This window comes from Streptosporangium sp. NPDC000509, from assembly GCF_042898365.1.
Taxonomy (GTDB): domain Bacteria; phylum Actinomycetota; class Actinomycetes; order Streptosporangiales; family Streptosporangiaceae; genus Streptosporangium.
Window position 1 is genome coordinate 41,076 of the sequence record NZ_JBIAYX010000029.1, and the last position, 23,281, is coordinate 64,356.

Genomic DNA, 23,281 nt, shown 5'->3' on the forward strand with positions numbered 1-23,281 from the left:
CGACCAAGGGCGATATCGAGGCCCTCTCGCTACTGAGATGTCGGTCAACTGGGAACGCGCCAGCTCGGACGGCCCGTGCGGCGCTGCGAGCATGAGGGATGAATCGACGGGACGCGGTAATCCGGACGCGTTCGGAGGGACTACTTGGTGTGGACGATCCCGAAGAACGATTCACCGACCTGTATGACCGGCACTACCGCAGCGTGCTCGGCTACGCCCTGCTGCGGGCCGAGCGCGACGTGGCCGAGGACGTCTGCAGCGAGACGTTCCTCGTGGCGTGGAGGCGGCTCGCGGAACTCCCCGAGCCGCCGTTGCCCTGGCTGCTCGGCGTGGCCCGCAACCTGCTGGCCAAGCAGCGGGACTCACGCACCCGCCGCCAGGCCCTGGTCGATCGGATAACCGCCCTCACCACCGCACGCGACCAGGTGGCGTGGGACGTGGCCGAGCACGTCATCGACAGGGAGAACGCCCTGGCCGCGCTGTCGGCCCTGCCCGAGCAGGACGTGGAGGCGATGGTGTTCGCCACCTGGTACGGCCTGCCGCCGGAGCAGGCCGCCACCGTCATGGGGTGTTCGGTCCGTACGTACAACGTCCGGCTCCACCGGGCGCGCAAGCGCCTCACCCAGGCGATGCACGTCGGTGGCCCACGCCGCGTTCGCAGTCTCGAATCCTGATCCGCACCCCTTTGGAGACCCCTTTCATGGATGACCGTACGTTCGCCCGGCTCAGGCCCAGTGAGCTGGACGAGTTGACCGAAGACGGCTACCGGCGCCGCCGGGCGGGCGATCTGGCCCGCGCCTTCGCCACTGCGCGTACCGAACAGGCCGGGCCCGCCCGCCCTGCCCGGCCGCGCCTGCGGTGGCCGCACTTCCTCATGGCCGGCACGGTGGCCGCCGGGCTCGCGGCCACGGCCGTCGTCGTCACGACCGGTGGCTCCGGTACGGACCCGACCGGTACGGGCCCGAGCGGCGCCGTGGTCGCCTCCACGACGCAGGGCGCGCCAGAACGCGTGGCCGACGCGCGCACGTTCCTGCTGGCCGCGGCCTCGACCGCGCGCCGGGAACCGGCGCACTCCGGCCGCTACTGGTACGTCAACGAGCGCACCCTGCAGAAGGTGGACAACGCCCCCGGCGAGTCCACGGCCAAGACCAAGGCGGAGCCGGCCGAGTTGCCGTACGAGGCATACCTGGCCGACACCCGCGAGACCTGGCGTGCCATGAAGGCGGGCGAGGTCGGCCGGAGGGCGAGCAACCAGGACGTGAAGGTCACGTTCGGCTCCCCGCAGGACGAGGCCGCCTGGAAGGCGGCGGGGTCGCCCATACTGGCGGACGACAAGCCCAGGACCACCGACGACACCTTCGAGCCGATCCTGTCGATCGACAACCCGAGCCTGAACCTGCGGAACGTCACCAAGCTGCCCACCGGCAAGGACGAGCTCAAGCGCCACCTGGACGACCTCTGGAAGCGCAGCCCCAACTCCGCGGGCTCCGGCAAGGCCGTCTACCTCTGGCAGACGGGCGTGGACCTGATGACCGCGCCGATCACGCCGGGCACCCGGTCCGCCCTGTTCAAGGTGCTCGCCGACCAGCCGGGCATCACCTCGCAGGGTGAGACGAAGGACGTGTTGGGGCGCACAGGGGTCGCCCTTTCCTCCTCGGCGGCCGACGCGCTCACCTTCCGCCTGATCATCGACCCGGGTACGGCCGAACTGCTCGAGTACGACGTGGTGCAGAAGGATGTGCCGCTACTGCGCGTGGCACTGGCCGACATGGGCTTCACCGACAGGCTCGGCGAGCTTCCGAAGGACTGATCTCCCGCGTGACCGTCATCCCACACCCTCACCGTGACGGTCACGACCCCGCCCTCCTGGTTGGCGAGCCGCTCGAACCTCAGGCGTGCCGCCGGTCAGGAGGGCTTCGGCCGAGGAGGTGGGGGGAGCGCGCAGCGGGGTGGATGGTCCCAGCGGATCACGGGGTCACCGGTCGTTCAGCTGGAACCACACCACGCGACCGGTGAGGATCTCGTACCAGCCCCAGGCCGATGACAATTCTCTGACCAGCCAGAGTCCGCGTCCTCCGCCGCTTTCGGGGGAGACGTTCGCGCGCAGCAGGGGGCGGTGTCCGGTCGCCGATCCGGCGTCGACCACGTCGATGTGGAGCGTTCCATCGTGGTGGGCGACGGCGACGGTGATCCGTCCGCCGGCGCAGCGGCCGGAGTCGGAGTGGCGTACGGAGTTGGTGACGAGTTCGGTGAGCAGGAGGAGCGCGTCGTCGGTGTGCGGGTGGTCGAGCCCTTTGAGCAGGTCGCGGACGTAGCGGCGGGCCCGGGGGACGGCGGCGATCTGCGCGGGCACCTCGACCTGGCCCCGCAGTCCCAGCGCCCTCACCGCGCCACCTCCACCAGCCGCTCGGCCGCCTCCCGCATGCTGTTGCGCTTTTGCCCGTCGAGCCCCTGCCCGTCGCGGTCCTGCCGGGCGCGGCCGTCGTCTCGCCGCCGCCAGGTGAACACCGACGTACGGCCCCGCTGAGCTGTGACGACCTTCGATCGTCCTGGGGGGACGAAGATCTCCACGCTCGGCCGCCGACCGGGCGAGAGCCTGACCACGGAGTCGAACCCGAGATCGTTCAACTCCCAGGCCAACTCCAGCAACTCACCGCCCAACCCCTGAAGATCGCGAATCCTCATCCCTCGCCGCCCTTCGTGGCCATGGTGTCCGAGCACCTATTGATGACTCAAAGTCACCGACTGCATACTTAGAGCATGCAGTCGGGCGGTGTGCCGTGCAACGAGATTGGCAAATCGCTCGGGAGGTAACTTCAACACTTTCTGTTATGGGACCGCTACTCTTGGCTTCGACTCAAGGAGGAGTGAACGTGAAGCAAACCGCAAGCCCCACGGTGCGCAGGCGACGTCTGGCCTCTGAGCTGCGACGATTGCGGGAACGGGCTGAACTGACGATGGAAGAGGTCGGAGAGCGGCTCGGCTGGTCCGCTACGAAGGTTTCGCGGATCGAGACGGCCCGCGTCAGGGTGGCTCTCACGGACACCGGACGCCTTCTCGATCTCTACAATGTCGACTCCGCCAAGCAGAGAGAGCTGCTCGATCTCGCGAAAGATGCCCGCAAGAAGGGCTGGTGGCAGGCATACGGCGATCTCCCCACGGAGTACACCACCTACATCGGGCTCGAAGCCGAAGCGACTTCAATGCGCAGCTTCGCGCCCACGGTTCTTCCCGGCCTTCTCCAGACCGAGGACTATGCTCGCGCGGTGATCCGCTCCGCCTTGTCCATCTCATCCCCGGGCGAGATCGAGCGGCGCGTCGAGGTCCGCATGGCTCGTCAGACGCTCCTTGTTCAAGACATTCCCCTGCGTTTCTGGGTTGTTCTGGACGAAGCCATCATCCGTCGTCCTGTCGGCGGACCTGAGGTGATGCGCTCCCAGCTCAAGCGGTTACTCGACATAACCGACCTACCCAACGTCACCATCCAAGTGCTGCCTTTCGCGGCTGGAGTCCATCCCGGCACGAACGGCGCATTCCAGATCATGGAGTTTCCCGAACCTGCCGACCCCGATGTGGTGTTCATGGAGAACTTCACGGGAAGTCTCTATATAGAGCGAGAGACCGATATTTACCAATACAGCCTGATCTTCGATCATCTTCGAGCGAAGGCGTTGGATCCGGACGAATCTCGCCGCTTCATCGCTGAGGCGGCTGCCCAGTTCGAATGACCACTCCACGAAAGGCAATGTGGAATGTCTACACCGGAACTGTCTCAGGTGACGTGGCGTAAGAGCTCACGTAGCGGGAACGGCCAAGACTGCGTCGAGGTCGGCGTCTGGCGCAAGAGTTCACTGAGCGGCAACGGCTCCGACTGCGTTGAAGTTGGCGTCTGGAGTAAAAGCTCCCTCAGCGGCGCTGGCCAGAACTGCGTCGAGGTAGGTGTCTGGAACAAGAGTTCGCTGAGCGGTAGTGGTCCCGACTGTGTCGAAGTCGCCCTCGCTGAGACCTCCCAGGCCGAACCCGATCCGAATGCAGATCTGCTCGTCCTGGTCCGTGACTCCAAGGACCCTGAAGGTCCCGTGCTGGCCTTTACCTCGACCGAATGGGATGCCTTCATCGCCGGCATCAAGAGTGACGGCTTCGACAACCTGGCCGTGCGTCACGAAGCATGACGTGAGTCGATAGCGCCGGCTCCCAGCCGGGTTTCGGCCCGATGCGTCACTGTCGCGTGGCGGCGGGCGGAACCTTCGCCGGAGCCGACCGGAGTTCCTCTTCGATCGTGTCGACGAGCGCTCTGGCCGCCTGACGTAGCCGGTTGTTACGAGCGGTGAGATCTTCGGTGAAGGTCCGGGCCTTCGGTCCGACCCACACCGACTTGCCGGTGAGCTGGCCGTGGGCCGGGTCGAGCGCGGCCTCAAGGAGGGCGACTCTCGTCTTGAGTTCCACCAATGTCTGTTCCAGCACCTGACGCCGCGGGTTGGGCACCAGACCGTCCGGGCCAGGATTCATATATCCCTCTTCGGATGCCGATACATCGGGTGGACTATTGGACATTATTGGATCTACAGCACCTGGGCCAGCTCTGGAGGAATGTGTGACACGTTTTGTATGGCGTGGTGTTTTGGCCTGCACGTTTATGGTGCTGGCGGTGTCCGGATGTGGGGATAGTGGCCCTACGGCGGCCGAAGCGGGGGAGACGCTTAAATCGCACATCACCGAGTTGATGAAGGAGCGCCACGCTTTGGATGTCCGAATCACCGATTCCGGTGGGCGTGATATTCCCTGTGGAGAGGGTAAGGCTAAGCGCACTTTTGCAGCCACCGGCACATATGGAACGGGGAAGTTGAGGGCGGACAGCCTCAACACTCTCCTGTTGGGCTCGCTTTCCGGCGTAGCTCCCTACCGCATCGTTGAAGATCGTGGCAACGCCCCTCTCAAACTTGCCAACGACGAGTACAAGACAAGGCTGACCTTGGAGTCGCCAGGCGATGGGCAGTACGCGGTGAGAGGTGAAACCGAGTGTCTACCCATCTCATGAGTTAGCTGTCGAAGGCCAGAGCGCGATCCCGCCCTCGCTTGTTGCCACCGTCGAACCAGTTCGCTGTGTCGTCGGATAATTTCCCTAAGGACAGATTTTCCTTGCCCCCCATGCCGTTGGCGATCGCCCACCGTTCGAACGCCTTGAGTCCTTCGTCCCCCTTCGCGACCAACTCGGACGGCGGTCTGAGGTTGCCCTTGGCGTCGGTGAGGGGGACGTCCGGAGGTTTGATCAACTCGGAGAACGGTTTGAGGTTGCCCTGGGCATCGGTGATGGACGCGCGGCCGGCCTGGAACTCGGCGGGTGTCACCTTGGGGACGAAGCCGTTGGCCATGAGTATTTGCGCGTACATGTGCTGGCGGCCGAGGGTCGCCACCCTCTCCGCCGCGTTGGTCCGGTCCATCCGGGTCTCGGGGTCATCTTCGATGAAGGCGCCGTAGCCCGAGAGGCCGGTGCTCAGCGCGTACCAGCCGTAGGCCCAGACCGCGCCGCTTCCGATGTACATGCTCGCGATTCCGATGGTGGCGTCGCGGAAGAAGTTGAACGTGTCCTTCGCCTGCTCGTCGATCGCGTCCAGATTTCCCTGGACCTTCTCGACGGCGGCGAGCTCGAAGCCGCGTACGTTGCCCAGGGCGGTGAAGACCCGGTCCAGGTGGTCGACGTCTCCGGTGCGGCGGGTCTTCTCCGAGGCATCGGCGATGAGCTTCTGGGAGAGGCTGCCCATCGCCCGGTCGAACGGGAGAAGGTTCGCCGGGGAGTCGGCGAAGGTTTTGAGGAAGCGGTAGGTGTCCTTCGGGCTCAGGGTGAACGCGGAGGTCATGCCGAAGGCCGAGGTGAAGGGCTTCAGCTCGCTCTCCTCGGTCATGTTGGTATCGCCGATGTTCGCGCCCTCGGTGATCTCGGCGGCGTAGGCGCCGGCCAGAGTCGACATGAAGATCCTGGCATGCGGCGCGACCTCCATCGGGGTGGCCGGAGAGTCCGCGGTGCCGTCGGTGTCCTTGAGATCTCCCATGATGGTCATGACGTTGAAGGCGAACTTCACGGCCTCAGGACTGTGCGGTCCCTTGTCGTAGGCTCCGCCTGCGGCGGCGAGCATCCGGCCGAACTCCGCACCGACGTCGAAATTCATGCTCCTCGGCACCTGCCAGGGGGATTGTGATTTTTCTATCTTCAGCCAGGGGAAAACGACGACCTCGGTGGCCCCCAAACGGTTGAGCTCGGTGAAGACGTCTCGGAGGTCTTCACGGGACATGGCGTTGAACAGGCCCCTCGCCGCGTCGGGGTTGTTGGCCAGGGCGGGCAGCAGTGGGCCGAGGTCGGTCTCCCAGCGTCGGGGACGGGAGCCGTCGCCGTCGCCGACCGGCTTGCCCACCCTGCTGCGCGCTATCTCGGTGAGCCACGCGGTGGGGAACATGCCGTGCCTGAGCAGGGACGCCAGCTCGTGGGTCGGCGCCTCCTTGAGCTTGTCGGCCTGCCAGGCGGAGCCGAGGACGGCCGGTTGCGCGCCGATCGCCGTGGTGAGGGCGTCGCTCATGACCTTCCGGTGTTTGTCGGCCGCCTTCTTGTCGTACCTCTCCAAGCGGTTGATCATGTCGATCATGCCCTTGGGGCCGAGGGACCGGAAGAACCCGGCGGTGAAGTAGCCGTCCTTCTGACCGTCGGCGAGCTTGTCGAGGATCCGGTCGTAGGCGGCGTCGGGCATGCTGGGGGACGGCTCGGGGAGGTGCCTGAACTTGTCGGCGAGTTCGGTGCCCTTCTTGGCGTTGCCCGCCGGGGACTTTCCCGTCTTCTCGTCGTAGGGCAGCAGCCCCCACTGGAACGGGTCCTGGACCTGGCCGCCGGTCCACGCCGAGCCCTGCTTGGGGATGTGGGGGGCGTCTCCCACCATCAGGGGGAGGTCCTGGTCGATCGTCTCCAGGCGCTGGCGTAGTTTCGGCAGCTCGTCGCCGATCCAGCCGCCGATCTCCCCGATCGGCCGCAGCCCCACCGCCGACACCTCCGCCGCCGCGAACAGCTGCCGGATCCGCTCGGACTGCTCGCCGATCACATCGCGACCGCGCTCCAGCGCGGTGATGAAGCCTCGCATCAGATCGGGGTCGATTCCGCTGAAGTCCGGCGACGTGGGCCCCATTTCCGGCGACATCGACTCCATCATCTCCTCGGCCTGTTTCAATTTTTTCACTCTAGTTCCAGGCTGAGCGATTTTCATCTGGCGGAACAGGACGCCCAAGGCTCCGATGACCTGACTTCAGGCGTCATACGTCGTCACCGTGCGGTTATCGGCTCTCCTCGGCGCGACTCGATTCAGGACGGCGCATCCCGGCTCCCGACAGTGCGACGATGTCGGAAAGCCGCTCAAGAACATTTCCGGTCTCTCGTTCAACGAATTTTGGTCCGCACGCTGGATTCGCGAGGTTGATTTCCATTTCCGCCGACGTGAGATATGGGCGATGATTCGGAGGAGTCGGCATGGTGGTTGCGGTGGATCCGGGCTCGCGCGTGAAGCGCGGTTTCATGGAGAAAGCGACCAAGCGACGTCCCGTAACTCCATTGAGTGGATTTGGCGGGTTTGTTACGGTGCCTGGATGCCCTCTCATCGTGCCCTGCTGCCACGGTCGACACCGGCCGCCTCGGGGATGTCGTCTCGTTCGATCACCGCGCTGCTGGACCGGTTCGAAGCACAGTCGGTCGAGTGCCACTCCATCATGGTCGTACGCCACGGTCACGTCGTCGCCGAAGGCTGGTGGGCCCCGTACTCGGCCGAGCGCACGCACCTGCTCTACTCGGTGACCAAGTCGTTCACCTCGGTCGCCGTGGGGCTCGCGATCGCCGACGGGCTGCTTTCGCTCGACGATCGGGTGGTGGACGTGCTGCCCGACCACGTTCCGGCCGACATCTCGGAGCAGGGACGCCGCGTCACCGTTCACCACCTGCTGTCGATGACGGCCGGACACCGCACGGACAGCCTCGCCGACGCATGGCGACTGGAACCGGGCGACCTGGTGAAGGGCTTCCTGCGCGTACCGTTTCCCGAAGCCGAGGGGACACGGCACGCCTACGACAATCCGACCACCTTCATCCTGGCCCGGATGGTGGAACGGGTCACGGGCCAGGGCCTCCCGGAATTTCTCGACGAGCGTCTTTTCCGGCCGATGGGCGTGGAGCACGCCGAATGGGACCGGGTGGCGAGCGGTGCCGCCTTCGGGTTCCAGGGACTGCACCTCACGACCGAGGCGGTCGCCGCCTTCGGCGAGCTGCTGCTGCGCGGCGGCCTGTGGGGCGACCGGCAGCTCATCCCGCGCGAATGGGTGGAGCTCGCGACCAGACGGCACATCGAGACCCTGCAGATCGAGGGCTGGTCGGAAAACCTCGACGCGCTTCGCGGGTACGGCTACCAGTTCTGGATGTCGCGTCACGGTTACCGCGCCGACGGCGCCTTCGGCCAGTTCTGTCTGGTCGTTCCGTCGCACGATCTCGTGGTCGCGGTGACCGCCGCGGTGACGCAGGGTGAGGCGATACTCGACCCGCTGTGGGAGTGTCTGCTGCCCGGCCTGGACCAGGAGGGAAGCACCCGGGACGACGAGATCCTCGCCGATCGACTGCGGCGGCTGTCACTCGCGCCGGTGCCGGGTGCGGCCGACCCGAAGCGTTCGGTCAAGGCGAGACTCGACGCGTCCGCCGGGGGTTCGCCTCTGCCCGACGGAACCACGGTGACCGTCGACCCCGTGGACGGTGGATGGCTCCTGCGACTCGGGTCGTCCCTCGACGTCGAGGTCGGCCATGGCGAATGGCGGGAGAGCGCGCCACTCGGCCGGCCTGTCGTCGCGGCCGGTGCCTGGCAGGACGACACCTTCGTCGCCGACCTTTACGTCATCACCAACCCGCACCGGGTCCGGCTGGTGGTCGACGCCGAAGCGGGCACAGCGGTCGCGACGTGGAACATCGTGCCCCTGGCCAACTCCGATCTGGCGTCGCATCTGCGCTCGCCGCTGATGACACGGCCCGATGTCGCGTAGCTGACATCGGCCGGGTTCACAGGTGCCGACCGGTTCGGGCTGTGTTGGAAAGGTTCTATCGCTGTGGCAGTCCTTCTCGCCAGCGCCCTCGACTCCATCAGTATCCACACAGGCAGCGAATTCCTTGTGACAGAGGTGACCGCGGACGGTGAGCCCGTCGACGCACCGTTCTCTGCTGAGAGCCTGCCGGGACAGCCGATGATTTCAGTTGGACCTAACGGCGTGGTCATCGACAGCGGCTCTCTGGCGAAGTCCGTGATCCACGTCAGGTACGAGCGCTGGGACGGGCCACCGGAGCAGCTCGCAGCTTGGACTCCGATGTGGGAGGGGAAGTTGTATTTCGGTTCCGGGGCCATCGGTCTGGTTCAGTATTTTTACGAGGGGTGGGACGAGTGTCTTCCGTTCGATACGGGGGTGAAAGAAGCTTCCTGGTCGGTTCGTGTGCAGACCAGAAGGCTGACCAATACCGAAGAGCCTGACTTCCCTTCCGACGTCGTCCATGGCGAGCTCTACCGGGTGCAGTTATGGCCGTAGGCGGCTGAACGGTGATGAGACCGGAGCGAGGGCCCGCGGATCTAGGGATTGGCGACCTTGGGGCCGCGCAGGGTGACCTGGATACTGCCGCCGACCTCCAGGTCGACGCGCGTGCAGGAGGCGGCGGGGTCGGGCATCACCGTGAGGGGCCAGTGGTGCTTCGTCCCGAGAGCCTGCTTGGCCAGGCTCTCCGCCTCGTCCAGGCCGACGCACCGGGAGGCGATGCCCGCCCGGAGCGCGTCACGGAGTTCGTACACGAACGGGTCGACCGTGCCGGTGTTCTTCATGTTGAGGTCACGCCGGCGGTTGGGAAGCACTTTCACCGTGTTGTGTTCGCTGTCCGGGTAGGCGTCCGAGCACGGCCCGCTCTGTCAGGCAGGTCACATCGCCGGTGGCGGCGGGGGTGTAGATCTGCTGGTAGGTGGCGTAGGAGACCCCACCGCCGAGCAGCAGGGCCGCCGCCGTGACGGCGACCACGCCGCCGCGCGGCATAGGCGAGTAAGGGCTGATGAGTGTCTTCGAACAGCGCGGCGAACCGTTCCTCCGGTGAGTTCACGGGTCCCCTTCCACGTTGACGATCCGGCACTGCCCACATGTCCGCCTCGTCGGCGAGCGTTACGGCCGTCCTCGGGTTGTTCGCGGACATCTGTCGCCGCCCCCTGCGGGCTCCGCAGGTCCGTGGCTTCTTAGGTCCGCAGATTCGCAGCTCCGTGGTTTGTGGGTTCGTACGGGAGAAAATCGGTTTACCGCTTATGCCGGTCTCAGTACACTCGCCACTGATCATGCGCCGCCGCGACACCGTGGCGTGCGCGTCCTGACCAGTGAGGGGAGCATGCCGTGCGTCATCGCACCGCCGTGGTCGTTCCCCCGTCACGCTTCGACGTGATCCTGGTGTCTTCGTTGGTGCCCGACGCCGGCCGCGCGGCCGACGTCGACCGCCCGTGACGAATCTCTGACCTTCCTACCGCCGAGTCGGCCCACGGGACATGTCCCCGTGCGGCCACGCCGTGCCAGGGGCCTCTTCGCGACCTGACCTCAGGTCGTCCCGTCCGAGAACGTCCGGGAATCGCGCAGTCCTGTCCGGAATCCTGCCGAAAGGCCATGGGCCGTGCGCACCAACCCGCACCGTCGTATCACCGACTCGCTGACCGGCGTCCGCAACCTGGGCATCCTCGCCCACGTCGACGCGGGCAAGACCACCGTCACCGAACGGATCCTGTACGTCACCGGCGCCACCTACAAGCGTGGCGAGGTGCACGAAGGGACGACCGTCACCGACTTCGACTCCCAGGAGCGCGACCGTGGAATAACCATCTTCGCCGCGGCGGTGAGCTGCGTCTGGAACGACCACCGAATCCATCTCATCGACACCCCCGGCCACGTCGACTTCTCCGACGAGGTGGAGCGCTCGCTGCGGGTGCTCGACGGCGCGATCGCGGTGTTCGACGCCGTCGCGGGCGTCGAACCGCAGAGCGAGTCGGTGTGGCGGCAGGCCGACCGGCACGGGGTGCCGCGGATCGCCTTCGTCAACAAACTCGACCGCGCGGGTGCCGACCTCGACGCGGCGGTCGCGTCGATCCGCGAGCGGTTGCGGGTGGTACCGCTCGTGGTCCAGCTGCCGATCGGTCGGGAGGACGGGTTCACCGGCGTGGTGGACCTGGTGCGCATGCGTTCGCTGGTCTGGGCCGGCGGCCGTGACACGTTCGAGGAGGGACCGGTGCCGGACGCCCTGCGCGAGGAGGCGAGTCGGCGCCGCCGCCTGCTTGAGGAGGCGGTGGCCGAACTGCATCCGGTCGCGTTCGAGGAGTTCTGCGCCGAGTCGGAGATCTCCGCGCCGACTCTCGACGCCGCACTGCGCGACCTGACCCGTACCGGGGAGGGCGTGGTGGTGTTGTGCGGATCGGCCTACCGCGACCGGGGGATCGAGCCGCTGCTGGACGCCGTCGTCGCCTACCTGCCCTCGCCGCTGGACGTGCCGCCCGTACGCGGAACCCTGGACGGTTCGCGGGACGGCTTCCAGCGCGGTGCTCCGGACGGCTCGCGAAACGGCTTCCCGGACGGCTCGCGGAACGGCGCTCCGGACGATGCACGGAACGGTCTCTCGGACGGTTTTCGGGACGGTGCGGTGCTGGAGCGGGCCGCCGACCCGGCAGCGCCGTTCGCCGCGCTGGTGTTCAAGGTGAACTCGACCGCGACCGGACGGCTGTCCTACCTGCGCGTCTACTCGGGGACGATACGGAAGGGGGACACGGTGCTGGACGCGGGCGCGCGGCGTACCGAGCGGATCGGCCGGATCCTGCATGTGCAGGCCGACCGGAACACGGAGGTGGACCTGGCGGTGGCCGGGGACATCGTCGCGGTGGTCGGGCTGAAGTCGGCCCGTACCGGCGCCACCCTGTGCGCGCCCGAGGCGCCGCTCGTCCTCGAACCGCCGACGGTGGCCGATCCGGTGGTCTCCGTCGCGGTCGAGGCGCGCAGGAGCGTCGACACCGGACGGTTGGCGTCGGCGCTGACACGGCTGGTCGAGGAGGATCCCTCGCTGGTGGTGCGGACCGACCCCGAGACGGGTCAGACGCTGCTTTCCGGGATGGGCGAGCTGCATCTGGAGGTCGCGGTGGAGAAGATCCGCCGTACCCAGGGGCTGGACGTGGGGGTCGGCCGGCCGCAGGTGGCCTACCGGGAGACGGTCGGGCGCGGGGTGTCGGGGCTGCTGTACCGGCACGTCAAGCAGGACGGCGGCGCCGGGCAGTTCGCCCACGTCGTCCTCGACGTGGAGCCGCTGGAGGACCTCGCGGACACCGGCACCAGCACCGGTACCGGTACCGGTACCGGCAGCGGTGACGGTGGTACGGCGGGCTTCGTGTTCCGCTCGACCGTCGTCGGCGGGCGGGTGCCGAGGGAGTACGTCCGGGCGGTGGAGGCCGGATGCCGGGACGCGCTCGCCGAGGGTCCTCTCGGAGGTTATCCGGTGACCGGTCTTCTGGTCACGCTGACCGACGGGGCCACCCACCCCAAGGACTCCTCGGAGATGGCGTTCCGTGCGGCCGGCCGGTTCGCGCTGCGGGAGGCACTGCGGGCCAGTGCGATGGTGCTGCTGGAACCGGTGGTCGAGGTCACGGTCACCGTGCCCGACGACGCCGCGGGCGGGGTGCTGGGCGACCTGTCGGCGCGACGCGGCCGGGTCTCCGGCTCGACCGCGCGGGCGGGAACGGTGGTGATCACCGCGACCGTGCCGCTCGCCGAGCTGTTCGGGTACGCGACCAGGCTGCGGAGCCGGACCCAGGGCCGGGGGACCTTCACCACCCGGGCCATCGGATACGCCCCGGCGCCGAGCGCGCTCCCCAACGGGACGCCGCCCCGGTAGAGCCCGGCGGAAACCGGGAGAAGCCGACGGCGGCCCCGCCTCCGGGCGGGGCCGCCGTTCGGCGAGGTGTCGTGTGTCGTTCCGCTCCCGGTCCAGGTGTGGTGGAAAGGCCGGTCAGGGAGCCGGCTGTTCCTGGACCGGGAGTGGCGGAAAAGGCGGTCGGGGGAGTCGGCTGCTCCGGGTCCGGAAGTGACGGAAAGGTCGGTCGGAGAGCCGGCTGCTCCCGGTCCGGGAGCAGCCGGCAAGCCGGTCAGGAGAGCTGGCGGGTGGCGAGGCGGGCGAAGAGCCCGTCCCGGTCGGCGAGGAGGTCGTCGTAGGTGCCCTGCTGGACGATCCGCCCCTCGTCCATCACCACGATGCGGTCGGCGGCCACCACCGTGGAGAGCCGGTGGGCGATCACCACCCGGGTGGCGTTGAGGCGGCGGGTGCTCTCGGCGACCCGGCTCTGGGAGGGGTTGTCCAGCGCGCTGGTCGCCTCGTCGAAGAACACGATGCGGGGCCGGGCGACCAGTGCGCGAGCGATCATGAGGCGCTGTCGCTGACCGCCCGACAGCGTGCTGGTGCCCTCGGAGAGCACCGTGTGCATGCCCATCGGCATCGCCCTGATGTCGGCGGCGAGCCCGGCCATCTCGGCCGCCGCCCAGGCGTCGTCCACGGTGTGGACGCCGCTGCCGACGATGTTGGCCTGGATGCTGCCCGCCTGCAGCGCGCCGTTCTGGAGCACCACTCCGCACTGCCGGCGGACCGCGGAGACGTCGAGTTCCGCGAGGTCCTGGCCGTCGTAGAGCACGGTGCCCGAGAGCGGGGTCTCGAAGCCGAGCAGCAGCCGCAGCACCGTGGACTTGCCGCTGCCCGAGGGGCCGACGAGGGCCACGAACTCGCCGGGCTCGATGGAGAGGGCGACCCCGTCGAGGGTGAGCGGGCCGTCCTGGCCGTAGCGGAACGACACCTTGCTGAGCCCGAGCCGCCCCGACAGGTCGCCGGGGTCGGCCTTGGTGCCGTCGGTCTCCGGCCGGGCCTCCAGGATCGGCCTGATGTTCTCCAGCATCGGCACGACGCCCATCGCGGTGACGGCGGCGGCGGTGAACTGGAGGCTGGAGGCGAGCAGCAGGCTGAGCGCGGTGAAGAACGGCAGGAACGTGGCGACCGAGACCTGGCCCGCCATCGGCCCGGCCACCACCGCGAACACGATCCCCGTGCAGACCAGCGGGAACCCGGCGTTGAACGTGGTCACCGCGTTCTGGATGCGGCGGGCCGAGGCGGTGAGCGAACGGCCCTTGGTGGCCTCACGCGTCCATTCGGCGAACGCCCGTTCCTCGGCGGCGGCGGCCCGCAGCTTCGGCATCGCGGTGAGCATCTGGAAGACCCTGGCCGACATGGTCCGCTCGTGCTCGTAGGCCTGTCGCTGCCAGCGGAGCTGCATCCGTCCCGCGACGAAGGCGAACCCGAGGCCGAACAGCATGAGCGCGGTGGCGACCAGGGCGAGGCGCACGTCGTAGAAGTAGACCAGGACGAGGTTCGCCGATCCGGTGAGCAGCCCCAGCGTGGCCGTGGTGAGCATCCCGGAGAGCATCTCCTGCGCCGAGCTGATGCCCAGCACCGTCGTGCCCAGTTCGCCGGTCGAGTAGCGGGCGAAGAAGCCGGCGGGCAGGGAGAGCAGCCGGGTCCACAGGCCCGACTGCAGGGCGGAGGTGGTGCGGCTCTCGACCCGCAGCACCGCGATGTTCTGCACCACCGACAGGGCGGCGATCACGAATCCGGAGCCGATCACCAGCAGGGAGCCCTGGACGATGAGGTCGAGCTCGGCCCGTACGGTGAACACGCCGAGCACCTTGCCCGTCATGATCGGGACGAGTAGTCCGAGCAGGGAGACGAGCACCCCCATGGCGGCGAACCGCAGCAGGTCACGATGGTTGCCGCCGTCGAGGAGCCCCAGGCGCAGCAGCGCGCCGACGGTCTTGACCGAGGCGGGCAGCGGCCGGTACAGCACGTGGGCCCGCTTCTCCAGGCCGCGGGCGACGGTCGCGGTGACCGGGGTGAGCACGCCGTCGTCCACCATGACGTAGCCGTGGCCCATGGTGAGCAGCGCCACGGGACGTCCGGTGGAGGTGCTGCCCACCATGGGTCCCAGGTCCTGCGTCCACCACGGGCCGTCCAGCCGGACCATCCTGGTACGGACGCCGGAGGCGAGCGCTATCGCCTGCAGGTCGCCCATCGGCCGGTCCTGACCCCCGCGCCGTACCGGCGGCCGTACCTCGAACCCCTGGTGCGCCGCGACCAGCCGGGCCGCGGCGAGGGCGGGCGGGTCGTTGGCCACGTCGGCCAGCTTGACCTGGACCTCGGTGTCGCGCAGTACGGCGTCGAAGCTTCGTACGGCCTGCGTGAGTACGGTGCTCTCGCGTTCGCGCAGTTCGGCGAGCGCGGCGCGTTCCTCCTCGCGCTGCCGCTCCAGACGGTCGTCGACGGTGTCGAGCAGCCGGATGGCGTGGGCGGCGAGGAACTCGCACAGTACGCCCTCGTCGAAGACCGAGTGCAGCGAGCGGGTCCGCAGCCGGATCCTGGTGTGGGCGAGGAGCCAGTCCCGCTCGGTCAGGCAGATGTCGCTGTCCGCGCCGAACACCAGGCCGTCGCTGTTGCCGATGCCCACCTCGCCCTCTTCGACGCGCACGCAGCGCACGCCGTCGACCGACCGCAGGGCGCGGCCCGCCTCCAGTTCGGCGGTCCCCTCGACCTGCAGCGGGACGAACTGCCTGGGCGGCAGGGTGGCGGGCAGCGCCTCGGCGAGCAGTTCGATGCCTCGGCCGAGCCCTTTGACCAGCCAGGCGGCGGCCTCGGCGGGCAGGTCGTGCAGCACCGCGACCGGGACGTCGGCCAGTACGGTGCCGGGCACCGGGCGGGCCACGATCACGTGGCGCGGACCGGAAGGCGCTCCGCAGGCGAGCACCATGCCCGCCTCGGCCCGGCCGAGGAAGTTCCAGCGTCCGTTCAGTTCGCCGTCGACGGTCCTGACCGCGAACAGGTCCACCAGGCCCGACTCGACGAGCAGCATCCGCCCCGGGTTGTCGAGGACCGTGAACCGGTCGGTGCCGAGGTCCAGCGGGATGGCGATCCCGGCGAGCGCGGCGGGGCTCACGATGCTTCTCCGATGTCGAGCAACGGGACGGTGATCCTGGCGGGGCTCATGGTGCCCCTCCGGCGCCGGGCAGCGGGACGATCCTGGCGGGGGCTCACAGTCCTCCTCCGGTGTTGAACAGCCGCGTGTAGATGCCGTCGGCGGCGAGCAGCTCCTCGTGGGTGCCGCGCTCGGCGACCCGGCCGCCGTCCAGGACGATGATCTCGTCGGCGTCGCGGATGGTCGACAGCCGGTGGGCCATCAGCAGGCAGGCGCAGCCGCGGCGGCGCAGGTTGTCCATGATGACGTGTTCCGTCTCCGGGTCCAGGGCGCTGGTGGCCTCGTCGAGGATGAGCAGGGTCGGCTCCGAGGCGAGCGCGCGGGCGAGTTCGAGCCGCTGCCGCTGGCCGCCGCTGAAGTTGCGGCCGTCCTCGCGGACGAACGAGTTGATCCCGCCGGGGCGGGCGAGCACGGCGTCGTAGACGGCGGCGTCGCGGAGCGCGGCGAGCACCACCTCGTCGGGGACGGCCTCGTCCCACAGGGTGAGGTTGTCGCGGACGGTCCCGGCGAACAGCACGATCTCCTGGTCGACGTAGGCCATCGAGCCGGCGAGCACGGTACGCGGGATCTCGTCCAGCGGGTGGCCGTCGAGCAGGATCTGCCCGGAGCGCGGTTCGTACAGGCCGGTCAGCAGGCGGCCCAGGGTGGACTTGCCGCTGCCGGAGCCGCCCACGATCGCGACCCGGCTGCCCGGTGTCATGCTCAGCGAGAGGTCGGTGATGATGGGGTCGGTCAGCGGGCCGTACCCGAAGGTGACGTTCCGCAGTTCGAGGCGGCCCTCCAGGCGGGTGCCGATCTCCGCCGCGTCGCCGCTGCGCTCGAAGCAGCGGGCGATCGGGTGCCGTTCCACGTCGTGGATGCGCTTGGCGTCGGCGCTGAGGTCCTGCAGACGGCCGCCGAGGTTGGTGAGCTGGGTGACCGGCCTGCTGAGCGCGGCGAGCAGGGTCTGGAAGGAGATGAGGATGCCGACGCTGAGCACGCCCTCCACCACCCGCAGCCCGCCGATCAGCAGCATCAGGCCGGTGTTCACCGTGGCGAGCAGCGGCGGTACGACGACGAGCACCGCGGTGGGCACGCCGAGCCGCTGCTGCGCGGAGACGACCTTGGCGAGGAAGCCCGCCCAACGGGTGAAGGCGTCGGGTTCGGCGCCGGTGGCCTTCACCGTCTCGATCATGCTGAGCGTGGCGAAGGTGGTGCCGGTGAGGTTGCCCCGGTCGGTGCGCAGCGCGGTGACCGCGTCCTTGCGCGCCCGCGCGACCCAGCGCAGGACCAGGATGTTCAGCGCCGCCATGCCGACGCCGATCACGCCGAGCAGTGGGTCGTAGCGGACCAGCAGCGCGGCGTAGAACACCACCAGCACCATGTTGATCACGGTCAGCGCGAGGTCGCGGGAGAGGATCTCGGCGACGGTGTCGTTGGTGGAGATCCGCTTGGCGACCTCGGCCGGGCGGCGTTGCAGGAAGAACTCGATGGGCAGCCGGAGCAGGTGCCGGAAGAAGCGGGCCGAGCCGACCAGCCCGACCCTGATCTCCAGTCGCAGCAGGTAGTACTGCTGCACCGAGGTGAGCACGAAGATCGCCACCGCGGTGAACGCCATCACGATCAGCAGTGGCGGCAGGACGCCGGGGGAGTTGCCGGTCAGCACCCGGTCGATGAACACCCGGTAGTAGGCGGGGCCCGCGATGCCGGGCAGGAGCAGCAGCGCGCTGGCGAGCAGCACCAGCGGCAGGGCGCGTCCCGACGGCAGTCGCCACTGCAGCAGCGCCTTGCTGAGCTTGGCGCGTTCGCCGCCCGGCTTGAAGTCGGGCCCCGGCTCGAAGGTGAGCATGATCCCGGTGAAGCCGGAGTCGAACTCCGACCACTCCATCAGCCGGGGGCCCGACGAGGGGTCGTTCACCGCGACCATGGTGCGGCCGAACCGGGTCACGAGCCCTTCGACCACGATGAAGTGCTGGAACGCCCAGAAAATGATCACCGGACCGGTCTGGTCGCGGAGCAGTTCGGCCTCGACCTGGAAGCCTTTCGCGATCATCCCGTAGGAGCGGGCCGCCGCGAGCATCGAGGAGGCCTTGGACCCGTCCCTGGACACCCCGCAGCGACCGCGCAGGTCCTCCAGCGGGACGTGCCTGCCGTAGTGGCCCAGGACCATCGCGAGCGCGGCGGCACCGCACTCGACCGCCTCCATCTGGATCACGGTCGGCACCCGGTGGCGGTTCTTCCTGCGGGGGCGCGGGGCCTGCGGCTGTTTCTTCGGCGCGGGCTTGGCCGGCTTGGCGGGTTTCGCGGGGTCGAGTGTGGTGTTCGTCATCGGTGCCTCCTCCGCTTCGTGACCGCGGGCTTGGCGGGCTTCGTCGTCGTGTTCGTCATCGGCGCCTTCCCCGCTTCGCGGGGGCGGCTTTCGCGGGCCTCGTCGTCATGTCCGTCATCGGTGCCTCCTCCGCTCAGCGCCCGAGCACCAGGTCGAACGGCGTCTGCTCGCCCAGGTGGATGGAGGCCGAAACGGTCACCTGGGAGTCGAGTTGCACGGGTGGCCCCTGCGCGGTCGACCAGGTGTATCCCGAGTGCGTGCCCGGTTTGGGGATCAGGTCCACGATGATCATCAGGGGTGCCTGGACGGCCGCGTACCTCTTGGCGGCGAGCTCGCCGCCCACCAGTCCGGCCAGTGCCTCGCCGGTGAGGGGGTAGCGGCTCACCGAGGTGACCTGGCCGCGCAGCAGCCCGAAGGCCGCGGCGGGCGCGGTGGACACCTCCAGGTCGACCGGCCGGCCGGGGGCGATCCACGCGGCCCGGTCGGCGGGCACGAACACCATGGCGACCAGGCGGTCGTCGGGCAGGTCGGTCCGCTCGACGGTGGCGATCGTGGTGCCGACGGCGACGACCTGGCCGTCGTTGACCGTGGTGCCGACCACCTGGCCGGTGAACGGGCTCGCCACCTGCTGGATCTTGCCGTCGGCGTCCTGCAGCTCCGCGACGGACTGGCCGACGATCACCCGGTCGCCCGGCCTGACCAGTACGCGGCGGGCCAGGCCCGAGTAGTGACTCTGGATGCGGGCCGTACCGCCCGGGTGGGTGAGGACGCCCGGGGCGGCGACCGAGATACGCAGCTCGGCGGCGAACGCCCAGACCAGCCCGCCCGCCATCACGATCATCACGACGAAGACCGCGATCCAGCCCCGGGGGGTGGCGAGCAGGGTGGGGGAGTCCAGCTCGTCGGGTTCGCGCATCCGTTGCAGCGCCTGGTAGCGGAATCTCATCGCGCTCCACCCCTTCGTCCGGGGCCGGGGCCGGGGCCGGGGCCGGAATCCCATTTCGTCCGGGGCCGGTGGCGGAATGCCATCGCGCTCCACCCCTCCGTCCGGGGCCGGTGGCGAGAACTCATCGGGGCCTACCCTTCCGTCCGTGGCCGGGAGCCGAGGACGAGCTCCCCGACGGTGCCCTCCAGGAGCGGGTCGCGTCCCGAGGCGGTGGCGAAGGCCGCGGCGTCCCCGCCGCCCAGGCCGCACACGGCGAGGTCCATCGCGGTGGCCACCAGGTAGAGGGTCTGGTAGAGCACGCCCACGTGCTTGAGCACCAGCGGGTAGGCGACGGTCTCGTACTTCCACATCACCCGGCCGAACCTCGCCGTCACCAGCAGCACGACCTGCGGGTCCGTTTCCATCATCGCGGCGTTCCGCGACTCCTTGACCAGTACGTCGGTGGCCTTGCCGGGTTCGGCGACGAGTTCCAGCTCGTGCCGGTCGGTCGCGTAGTGCCACAGCCCGGCGGGCAGGCCCTCGCACGCGGTGACGAGCGGGTAGACCTCCAGCTCGTGCACGGCCCCGCCGCTCGGATACGGCCGGTTGGCGAGCCGCTGGCCGTCGCTGCCCGTCATCGTGCCCCGCCTGCGCAGGCTCCGGTAGAGCAGCTCGCCGAGCTGGGCGAGGGTGATCGGCGTCTCCTCGTCGTGGGCGCGGGTCGAGCCGCGCCGTTCGAGGATCTCGGTGAACGACGGCTCCGTCGCCGCTATCCGGTCCAGGTCGGGCACCGGCAGCGCGACCGTACGCAGGCCGGAGGGCGGCGGGGAGACCGGTTCGGGCGGGAAGCGGTCACCGAGGGGGTAGGTCCCGCCGTACCCGCCGACCGTGGCGGGGAAGCGGGTACGGGAGTGGAAGGCCAGGTCGGCGGGGTGCCACTGCGCGTAGGACCGCTCGGTCGTCTCCAGGTCCTCGTCCGGGCCGCCGGGCGCGAGCAGGCCGGCGGTGGCGAGCAGCCGCAGCAGCGGGGCGGGCGTCCCGGTGTTCCAGGTCGCGAGTTCGCCGAGCAGTCCCGCGGCCTGGGGCATCAGCTCGACGGCGAGGTGACGGCCGGGGGCCCGCAGGGTGAGCGTGCCGTCCACCACCCGCGCCTCGGCGAACCGCGACAGCCGCACCGGTCCCGCGGGGGCCGCCGCCGGCAGCGTCGAGCCACGGCCGACCGGATAGAGCCTCGCCATGACGTCGCCGTCCACCTGTACGGCGTGTTCGATCAGTCCGGAGGTGTTGAGCCTGCGAAACAGCAGGTGCCAGCGCAGCAGTCCCGCCTCGCCGTCCGCGGTGGTCACCGCGGCGGCGAGGGCGGTGTCGTCGTGGTCGCCCTCGGCGAGCAGTTTCAGCGCGGTGCCCTGTCCCTGTGTCAGGTTCTTCAGTTCGAGGACCGTGGCGGCGAACCGGATGTGCTCGCCGGAGAACGACGCGTCCCGGCGGAGCCGGGAGACGATGATGGGGTTCATGGGCACCGTCCGTCTCAGAAGAACACGTTCCAGGAGTTGATCTCCTCCTGGGGGGTCGGGCGGTCGAGCCAGCCGAGCCGTACCGGCGCGTCGTAGAGGCGGCCGGGTGCCAGCCGGCGCCAGAAGTGCCGCAGGCCGGGCGCCATCACCTTGACGACGTTCAGGTCCAGGTCGGGGCGGGTCTGGTCCAGGACGATCACCTCGGAGCCGGCCGCCTCGATCGAGTCCACGCACCGGCGTACGCACTCGGCCAGGTCGGTGGGGGCGGGCGGGCCGACGGTGGTGAGCGGCCGGCTCGGATCCGGCAGCAGCCAGGGTTCGCGGTCGATCACCGCCCCCTTGCACCAGGCCAGCATCTCCGGGTCGTCCACCCGGTAGAGCGTGTTGCCCTCCTCGTCACGCCGGTCCACGCTGGGCAGGAACTGGTTGAGTTCGGTGAGCGCGCGGAACGCCGCGATGCGCGGGTCGGGGTGGCTGCCGAAGCCGACCATGATGTCCTCGACCTCGTGGCGGCGCCGGGAGACGGCCGCGTACACCGGTATGTTCACGTCGGTGGTGAGGTCGAGCATCCACAGGTCGCGGTCCATGTTCGAGTAGAAGTCCCGCAGTTCGTCCACGTAGGGGTCGTTCAGCGAGTCGAGGTCGAAGCCGGGGCGGCGCAGCCGGTTGTACCACCACAGCGCCACCGAGTCGCGTTCGACCAGCTCGCAGATGCCCTGCAGGATCGCCTCCTCCAGGGTGTTGCCCGCGGCGCTGCCGTTGGAGTCGGCGATGCAGAAGAAGTGGCCGTAGAGGTCGGGGTGGCCGTACCAGGCGTAGGCGGCGGGGACGAGCCGTTCCTCGTCCTTGGTGAGCGACCAGGCTCGCGACCAGTCGAACGGCACGTTCTCCTCGAACGGGTCGGGCACCTGCTGCAGCCGGTGCGCCGGGTCGGCGTTCCACTCCTTGCGACCGGCCCGCTGCTCGTCGGAGAAGAGCAGCATCCGGTCCGGGTGCACGGCGGTGGCCGGGTCCAGGTCGGCGTACGCGGCCCGGATGACCGGCTCGTCCCCCCGCCAGACCCCCGAGTACCGTTCGATCGCCTCGCAGACCGCGCTCACCTTCGCCTGGATCTCCGAGCGTCCCTTGCCGCCGCTCTGGCCGCGCAGGTTGCGGCGGAGCAGGTCCATGCTGTCGTTGACCATGGCGAAGTTGTGTCCCGCGGCGTAGCTGAAGGTCAGGCCGCTGGAGTCGGCGCCGATCGAGATCAGCTTGGTGATCGCGCCGAGGTGCGGGCTGATGTGCCGCTCCAGCCGCTCGAACGTCTCCTGCGGCTGGTTGACCCGGTAGCCGCCGTCGGTGACGTGGTTCGCCAGGCTCGGGGTGAGCACGATCTTGGGGTCGCCGTCGGGCGGCGTGCCGCACGAGGGGCACTGCGGCTGGCGGATCAGGATGTGCCCGCCGGTCTCCATGGTCGCCAGGTCGAGGGTGACCATCCGGCCGCAGAGCGCGCCCGGCTCACCGGTCGCCACGATCCTGGCGACCTCGGCCGCGAGCATCCCGGCCAGCGCGAGCGGTCCGGCCGCGATCTGCGCGCGCACCGGGTGCAGTGGCGTCCGCTCGCCCCGCTTGCCGGCGAGGTAGCGCTCCAGCTGGCGGTTGCCGCCGAGCCGCTGCGCCAGGCACGACCAGCAACCGGTGTGGTCGGGGTCGAGGTAGGGGCCGAGCCACGGGCTGACGCCACCGGGCTTGGCGAGCAGCCAGGGCAGCCCGGAGGCGAGCTGCAGCGCGTTGCGGTGCTCCAGGGCCGGGTCGAGGTAGTCGTCGACGAGCACGACCGACACCCCTTCGGCGGGCACCTCGCCGATCGCGCCGGTGCTCACGTTCAGCCCCAGCTCGGTGAGGGCGTTCACCACCGGTGCTGCGTCCACCCTCTCGGCGGCCGAGACGGTGACCGGTGTGCCCCTGGTGACGGCCGCCGGGTCGATGCCCAGCGCGTCCCAGTAGGCGAGCACCCTCTCCGGCAGGTCCGGCCTGCCCTCGGCGAGGTGTCCGGCCGCCTCGTAGCGGCGCAGCGTGGTCAGCACCGTGGTGAACGGAACGCGCCCGGACAGCTCCTGGACGATCTCGCTCACGGTCCTGCGACCGTCGAGGTAGGGCAGCACCGCCGCGGCGGCCTGCCCCGGCACGAGGAAGTCCTTTCCCTCCGCGTACAGGAAGACCCGGGATCCGTCCACGACCTCGACATGGAAATGAGCCTTCAGCCGTGGACTCTCCATTGCCAACCGCCTTTTTTATATCAAGCTCTCGAAACCCTCTTCAATGCGGATTCAAACACGAGGAGACCGCTATGGTGAATGCGCAAAAAAATGTACGCATCGCGCGGCCGATACTTAGGTTTCGGGGGCGGATGCCTCAGTATCGCCGTATC

Annotated in this window: 19 protein-coding genes; 8 read left to right on the forward strand and 11 right to left on the reverse strand. The window is 69.1% G+C overall.

Going from position 1 to position 23,281, the window contains the following annotated elements; all coding sequences use genetic code 11:
- The first annotated feature begins 149 nt into the window (after positions 1-149).
- Complete coding sequence (locus tag ACFY3D_RS36860; RefSeq protein WP_389988764.1) at positions 150-674, forward strand: RNA polymerase sigma factor; 525 nt, start codon at positions 150-152, stop codon at positions 672-674.
- A 26-nt stretch (positions 675-700) separates the two neighbouring features.
- Complete coding sequence (locus ACFY3D_RS36865; RefSeq protein ID WP_389988767.1) at positions 701-1,810, forward strand: CU044_5270 family protein; 1,110 nt, start codon at positions 701-703, stop codon at positions 1,808-1,810.
- A gap of 165 nt (positions 1,811-1,975) precedes the next feature.
- On the opposite strand, the gene ACFY3D_RS36870 is transcribed toward ACFY3D_RS36865, so the two are convergent.
- Together ACFY3D_RS36870 and ACFY3D_RS36875 are read right to left on the reverse strand one after the other, a co-directional pair.
- Positions 1,976-2,386, reverse strand: a complete 411-nt coding sequence (locus tag ACFY3D_RS36870; RefSeq protein WP_389988770.1) for an ATP-binding protein — start codon at positions 2,384-2,386, stop codon at positions 1,976-1,978.
- Positions 2,383-2,685, reverse strand: a complete 303-nt coding sequence (locus ACFY3D_RS36875) for a hypothetical protein (protein ID WP_389988773.1) — start codon at positions 2,683-2,685, stop codon at positions 2,383-2,385. The genes ACFY3D_RS36870 and ACFY3D_RS36875 overlap by 4 nt, the downstream gene beginning before the upstream one ends.
- A 188-nt stretch (positions 2,686-2,873) precedes the next feature.
- Here ACFY3D_RS36875 and ACFY3D_RS36880 point away from each other — a divergent pair, with 188 nt between their 5' ends.
- Both ACFY3D_RS36880 and ACFY3D_RS36885 read left to right on the forward strand, forming a co-directional pair.
- Positions 2,874-3,728: a helix-turn-helix domain-containing protein gene (locus ACFY3D_RS36880; protein ID WP_389988776.1), complete on the forward strand. Its 855-nt coding sequence runs from the start codon at positions 2,874-2,876 to the stop codon at positions 3,726-3,728.
- 48 nt (positions 3,729-3,776) lie between these two features.
- The gene (locus tag ACFY3D_RS36885; protein WP_389988779.1) at positions 3,777-4,172 is read left to right on the forward strand and encodes a DUF397 domain-containing protein; all 396 of its coding nucleotides are present in this window, start codon (positions 3,777-3,779) and stop codon (positions 4,170-4,172) included.
- Between the two features lie 46 nt (positions 4,173-4,218).
- Here ACFY3D_RS36885 and ACFY3D_RS36890 read toward each other — a convergent pair whose 3' ends face one another.
- The gene (locus ACFY3D_RS36890) at positions 4,219-4,509 is read right to left on the reverse strand and encodes a hypothetical protein (RefSeq protein ID WP_389988781.1); all 291 of its coding nucleotides are present in this window, start codon (positions 4,507-4,509) and stop codon (positions 4,219-4,221) included.
- Between the two features lie 85 nt (positions 4,510-4,594).
- Here ACFY3D_RS36890 and ACFY3D_RS36895 point away from each other — a divergent pair, with 85 nt between their 5' ends.
- Positions 4,595-5,038 carry a hypothetical protein gene (locus ACFY3D_RS36895; protein ID WP_389988784.1) on the forward strand — a complete coding sequence of 148 codons (444 nt, stop codon included), beginning with the start codon at positions 4,595-4,597 and terminating at the stop codon, positions 5,036-5,038.
- A 1-nt stretch (position 5,039) separates the two neighbouring features.
- Here ACFY3D_RS36895 and ACFY3D_RS36900 read toward each other — a convergent pair whose 3' ends face one another.
- A complete protein-coding gene (locus tag ACFY3D_RS36900) occupies positions 5,040-7,211 on the reverse strand; it encodes a hypothetical protein (protein ID WP_389988787.1) in 2,172 nt (723 codons plus the stop codon).
- 412 nt (positions 7,212-7,623) lie between these two features.
- Here ACFY3D_RS36900 and ACFY3D_RS36905 point away from each other — a divergent pair, with 412 nt between their 5' ends.
- Together ACFY3D_RS36905 and ACFY3D_RS36910 are read left to right on the forward strand one after the other, a co-directional pair.
- Positions 7,624-9,054: a serine hydrolase domain-containing protein gene (locus tag ACFY3D_RS36905; protein ID WP_389988790.1), complete on the forward strand. Its 1,431-nt coding sequence runs from the start codon at positions 7,624-7,626 to the stop codon at positions 9,052-9,054.
- Positions 9,055-9,117: 63 nt separating this feature from the next.
- On the forward strand, positions 9,118-9,588 hold the full coding sequence (locus ACFY3D_RS36910) for a hypothetical protein (protein WP_389988793.1): 471 nt from the start codon (positions 9,118-9,120) through the stop codon (positions 9,586-9,588).
- A 41-nt stretch (positions 9,589-9,629) separates the two neighbouring features.
- Here ACFY3D_RS36910 and ACFY3D_RS36915 read toward each other — a convergent pair whose 3' ends face one another.
- Together ACFY3D_RS36915 and ACFY3D_RS36920 are read right to left on the reverse strand one after the other, a co-directional pair.
- Positions 9,630-9,905, reverse strand: a complete 276-nt coding sequence (locus tag ACFY3D_RS36915) for a hypothetical protein (RefSeq protein ID WP_389988796.1) — start codon at positions 9,903-9,905, stop codon at positions 9,630-9,632.
- Positions 9,883-10,065 carry a hypothetical protein gene (locus ACFY3D_RS36920; protein WP_389988799.1) on the reverse strand — a complete coding sequence of 61 codons (183 nt, stop codon included), beginning with the start codon at positions 10,063-10,065 and terminating at the stop codon, positions 9,883-9,885. Before ACFY3D_RS36920 ends, ACFY3D_RS36915 begins: the two co-directional genes overlap by 23 nt.
- 631 nt (positions 10,066-10,696) lie before the next feature.
- Between ACFY3D_RS36920 and ACFY3D_RS36925 the strand changes: the two genes are divergently transcribed.
- Complete coding sequence (locus ACFY3D_RS36925) at positions 10,697-12,952, forward strand: elongation factor G (RefSeq protein WP_389988802.1); 2,256 nt, start codon at positions 10,697-10,699, stop codon at positions 12,950-12,952.
- Positions 12,953-13,202: 250 nt separating this feature from the next.
- On the opposite strand, the gene ACFY3D_RS36930 is transcribed toward ACFY3D_RS36925, so the two are convergent.
- The 5 genes from ACFY3D_RS36930 to ACFY3D_RS36950 all read right to left on the reverse strand — a co-directional run bounded on the left by ACFY3D_RS36930 (position 13,203) and on the right by ACFY3D_RS36950 (position 23,129).
- Positions 13,203-16,085: an NHLP bacteriocin export ABC transporter permease/ATPase subunit gene (locus ACFY3D_RS36930; protein WP_389988805.1), complete on the reverse strand. Its 2,883-nt coding sequence runs from the start codon at positions 16,083-16,085 to the stop codon at positions 13,203-13,205.
- 94 nt (positions 16,086-16,179) lie between these two features.
- The gene (locus tag ACFY3D_RS36935) at positions 16,180-18,432 is read right to left on the reverse strand and encodes an NHLP family bacteriocin export ABC transporter peptidase/permease/ATPase subunit (RefSeq protein ID WP_389988808.1); all 2,253 of its coding nucleotides are present in this window, start codon (positions 18,430-18,432) and stop codon (positions 16,180-16,182) included.
- 133 nt (positions 18,433-18,565) lie between these two features.
- The gene (locus tag ACFY3D_RS36940) at positions 18,566-19,378 is read right to left on the reverse strand and encodes an HlyD family efflux transporter periplasmic adaptor subunit (RefSeq protein ID WP_350944999.1); all 813 of its coding nucleotides are present in this window, start codon (positions 19,376-19,378) and stop codon (positions 18,566-18,568) included.
- Between the two features lie 131 nt (positions 19,379-19,509).
- Positions 19,510-20,871 carry a SagB family peptide dehydrogenase gene (locus ACFY3D_RS36945; RefSeq protein WP_389988811.1) on the reverse strand — a complete coding sequence of 454 codons (1,362 nt, stop codon included), beginning with the start codon at positions 20,869-20,871 and terminating at the stop codon, positions 19,510-19,512.
- 14 nt (positions 20,872-20,885) lie between these two features.
- A complete protein-coding gene (locus tag ACFY3D_RS36950) occupies positions 20,886-23,129 on the reverse strand; it encodes a TOMM precursor leader peptide-binding protein (RefSeq protein ID WP_389988814.1) in 2,244 nt (747 codons plus the stop codon).
- Between the last annotated feature and the right edge of the window lie 152 nt (positions 23,130-23,281).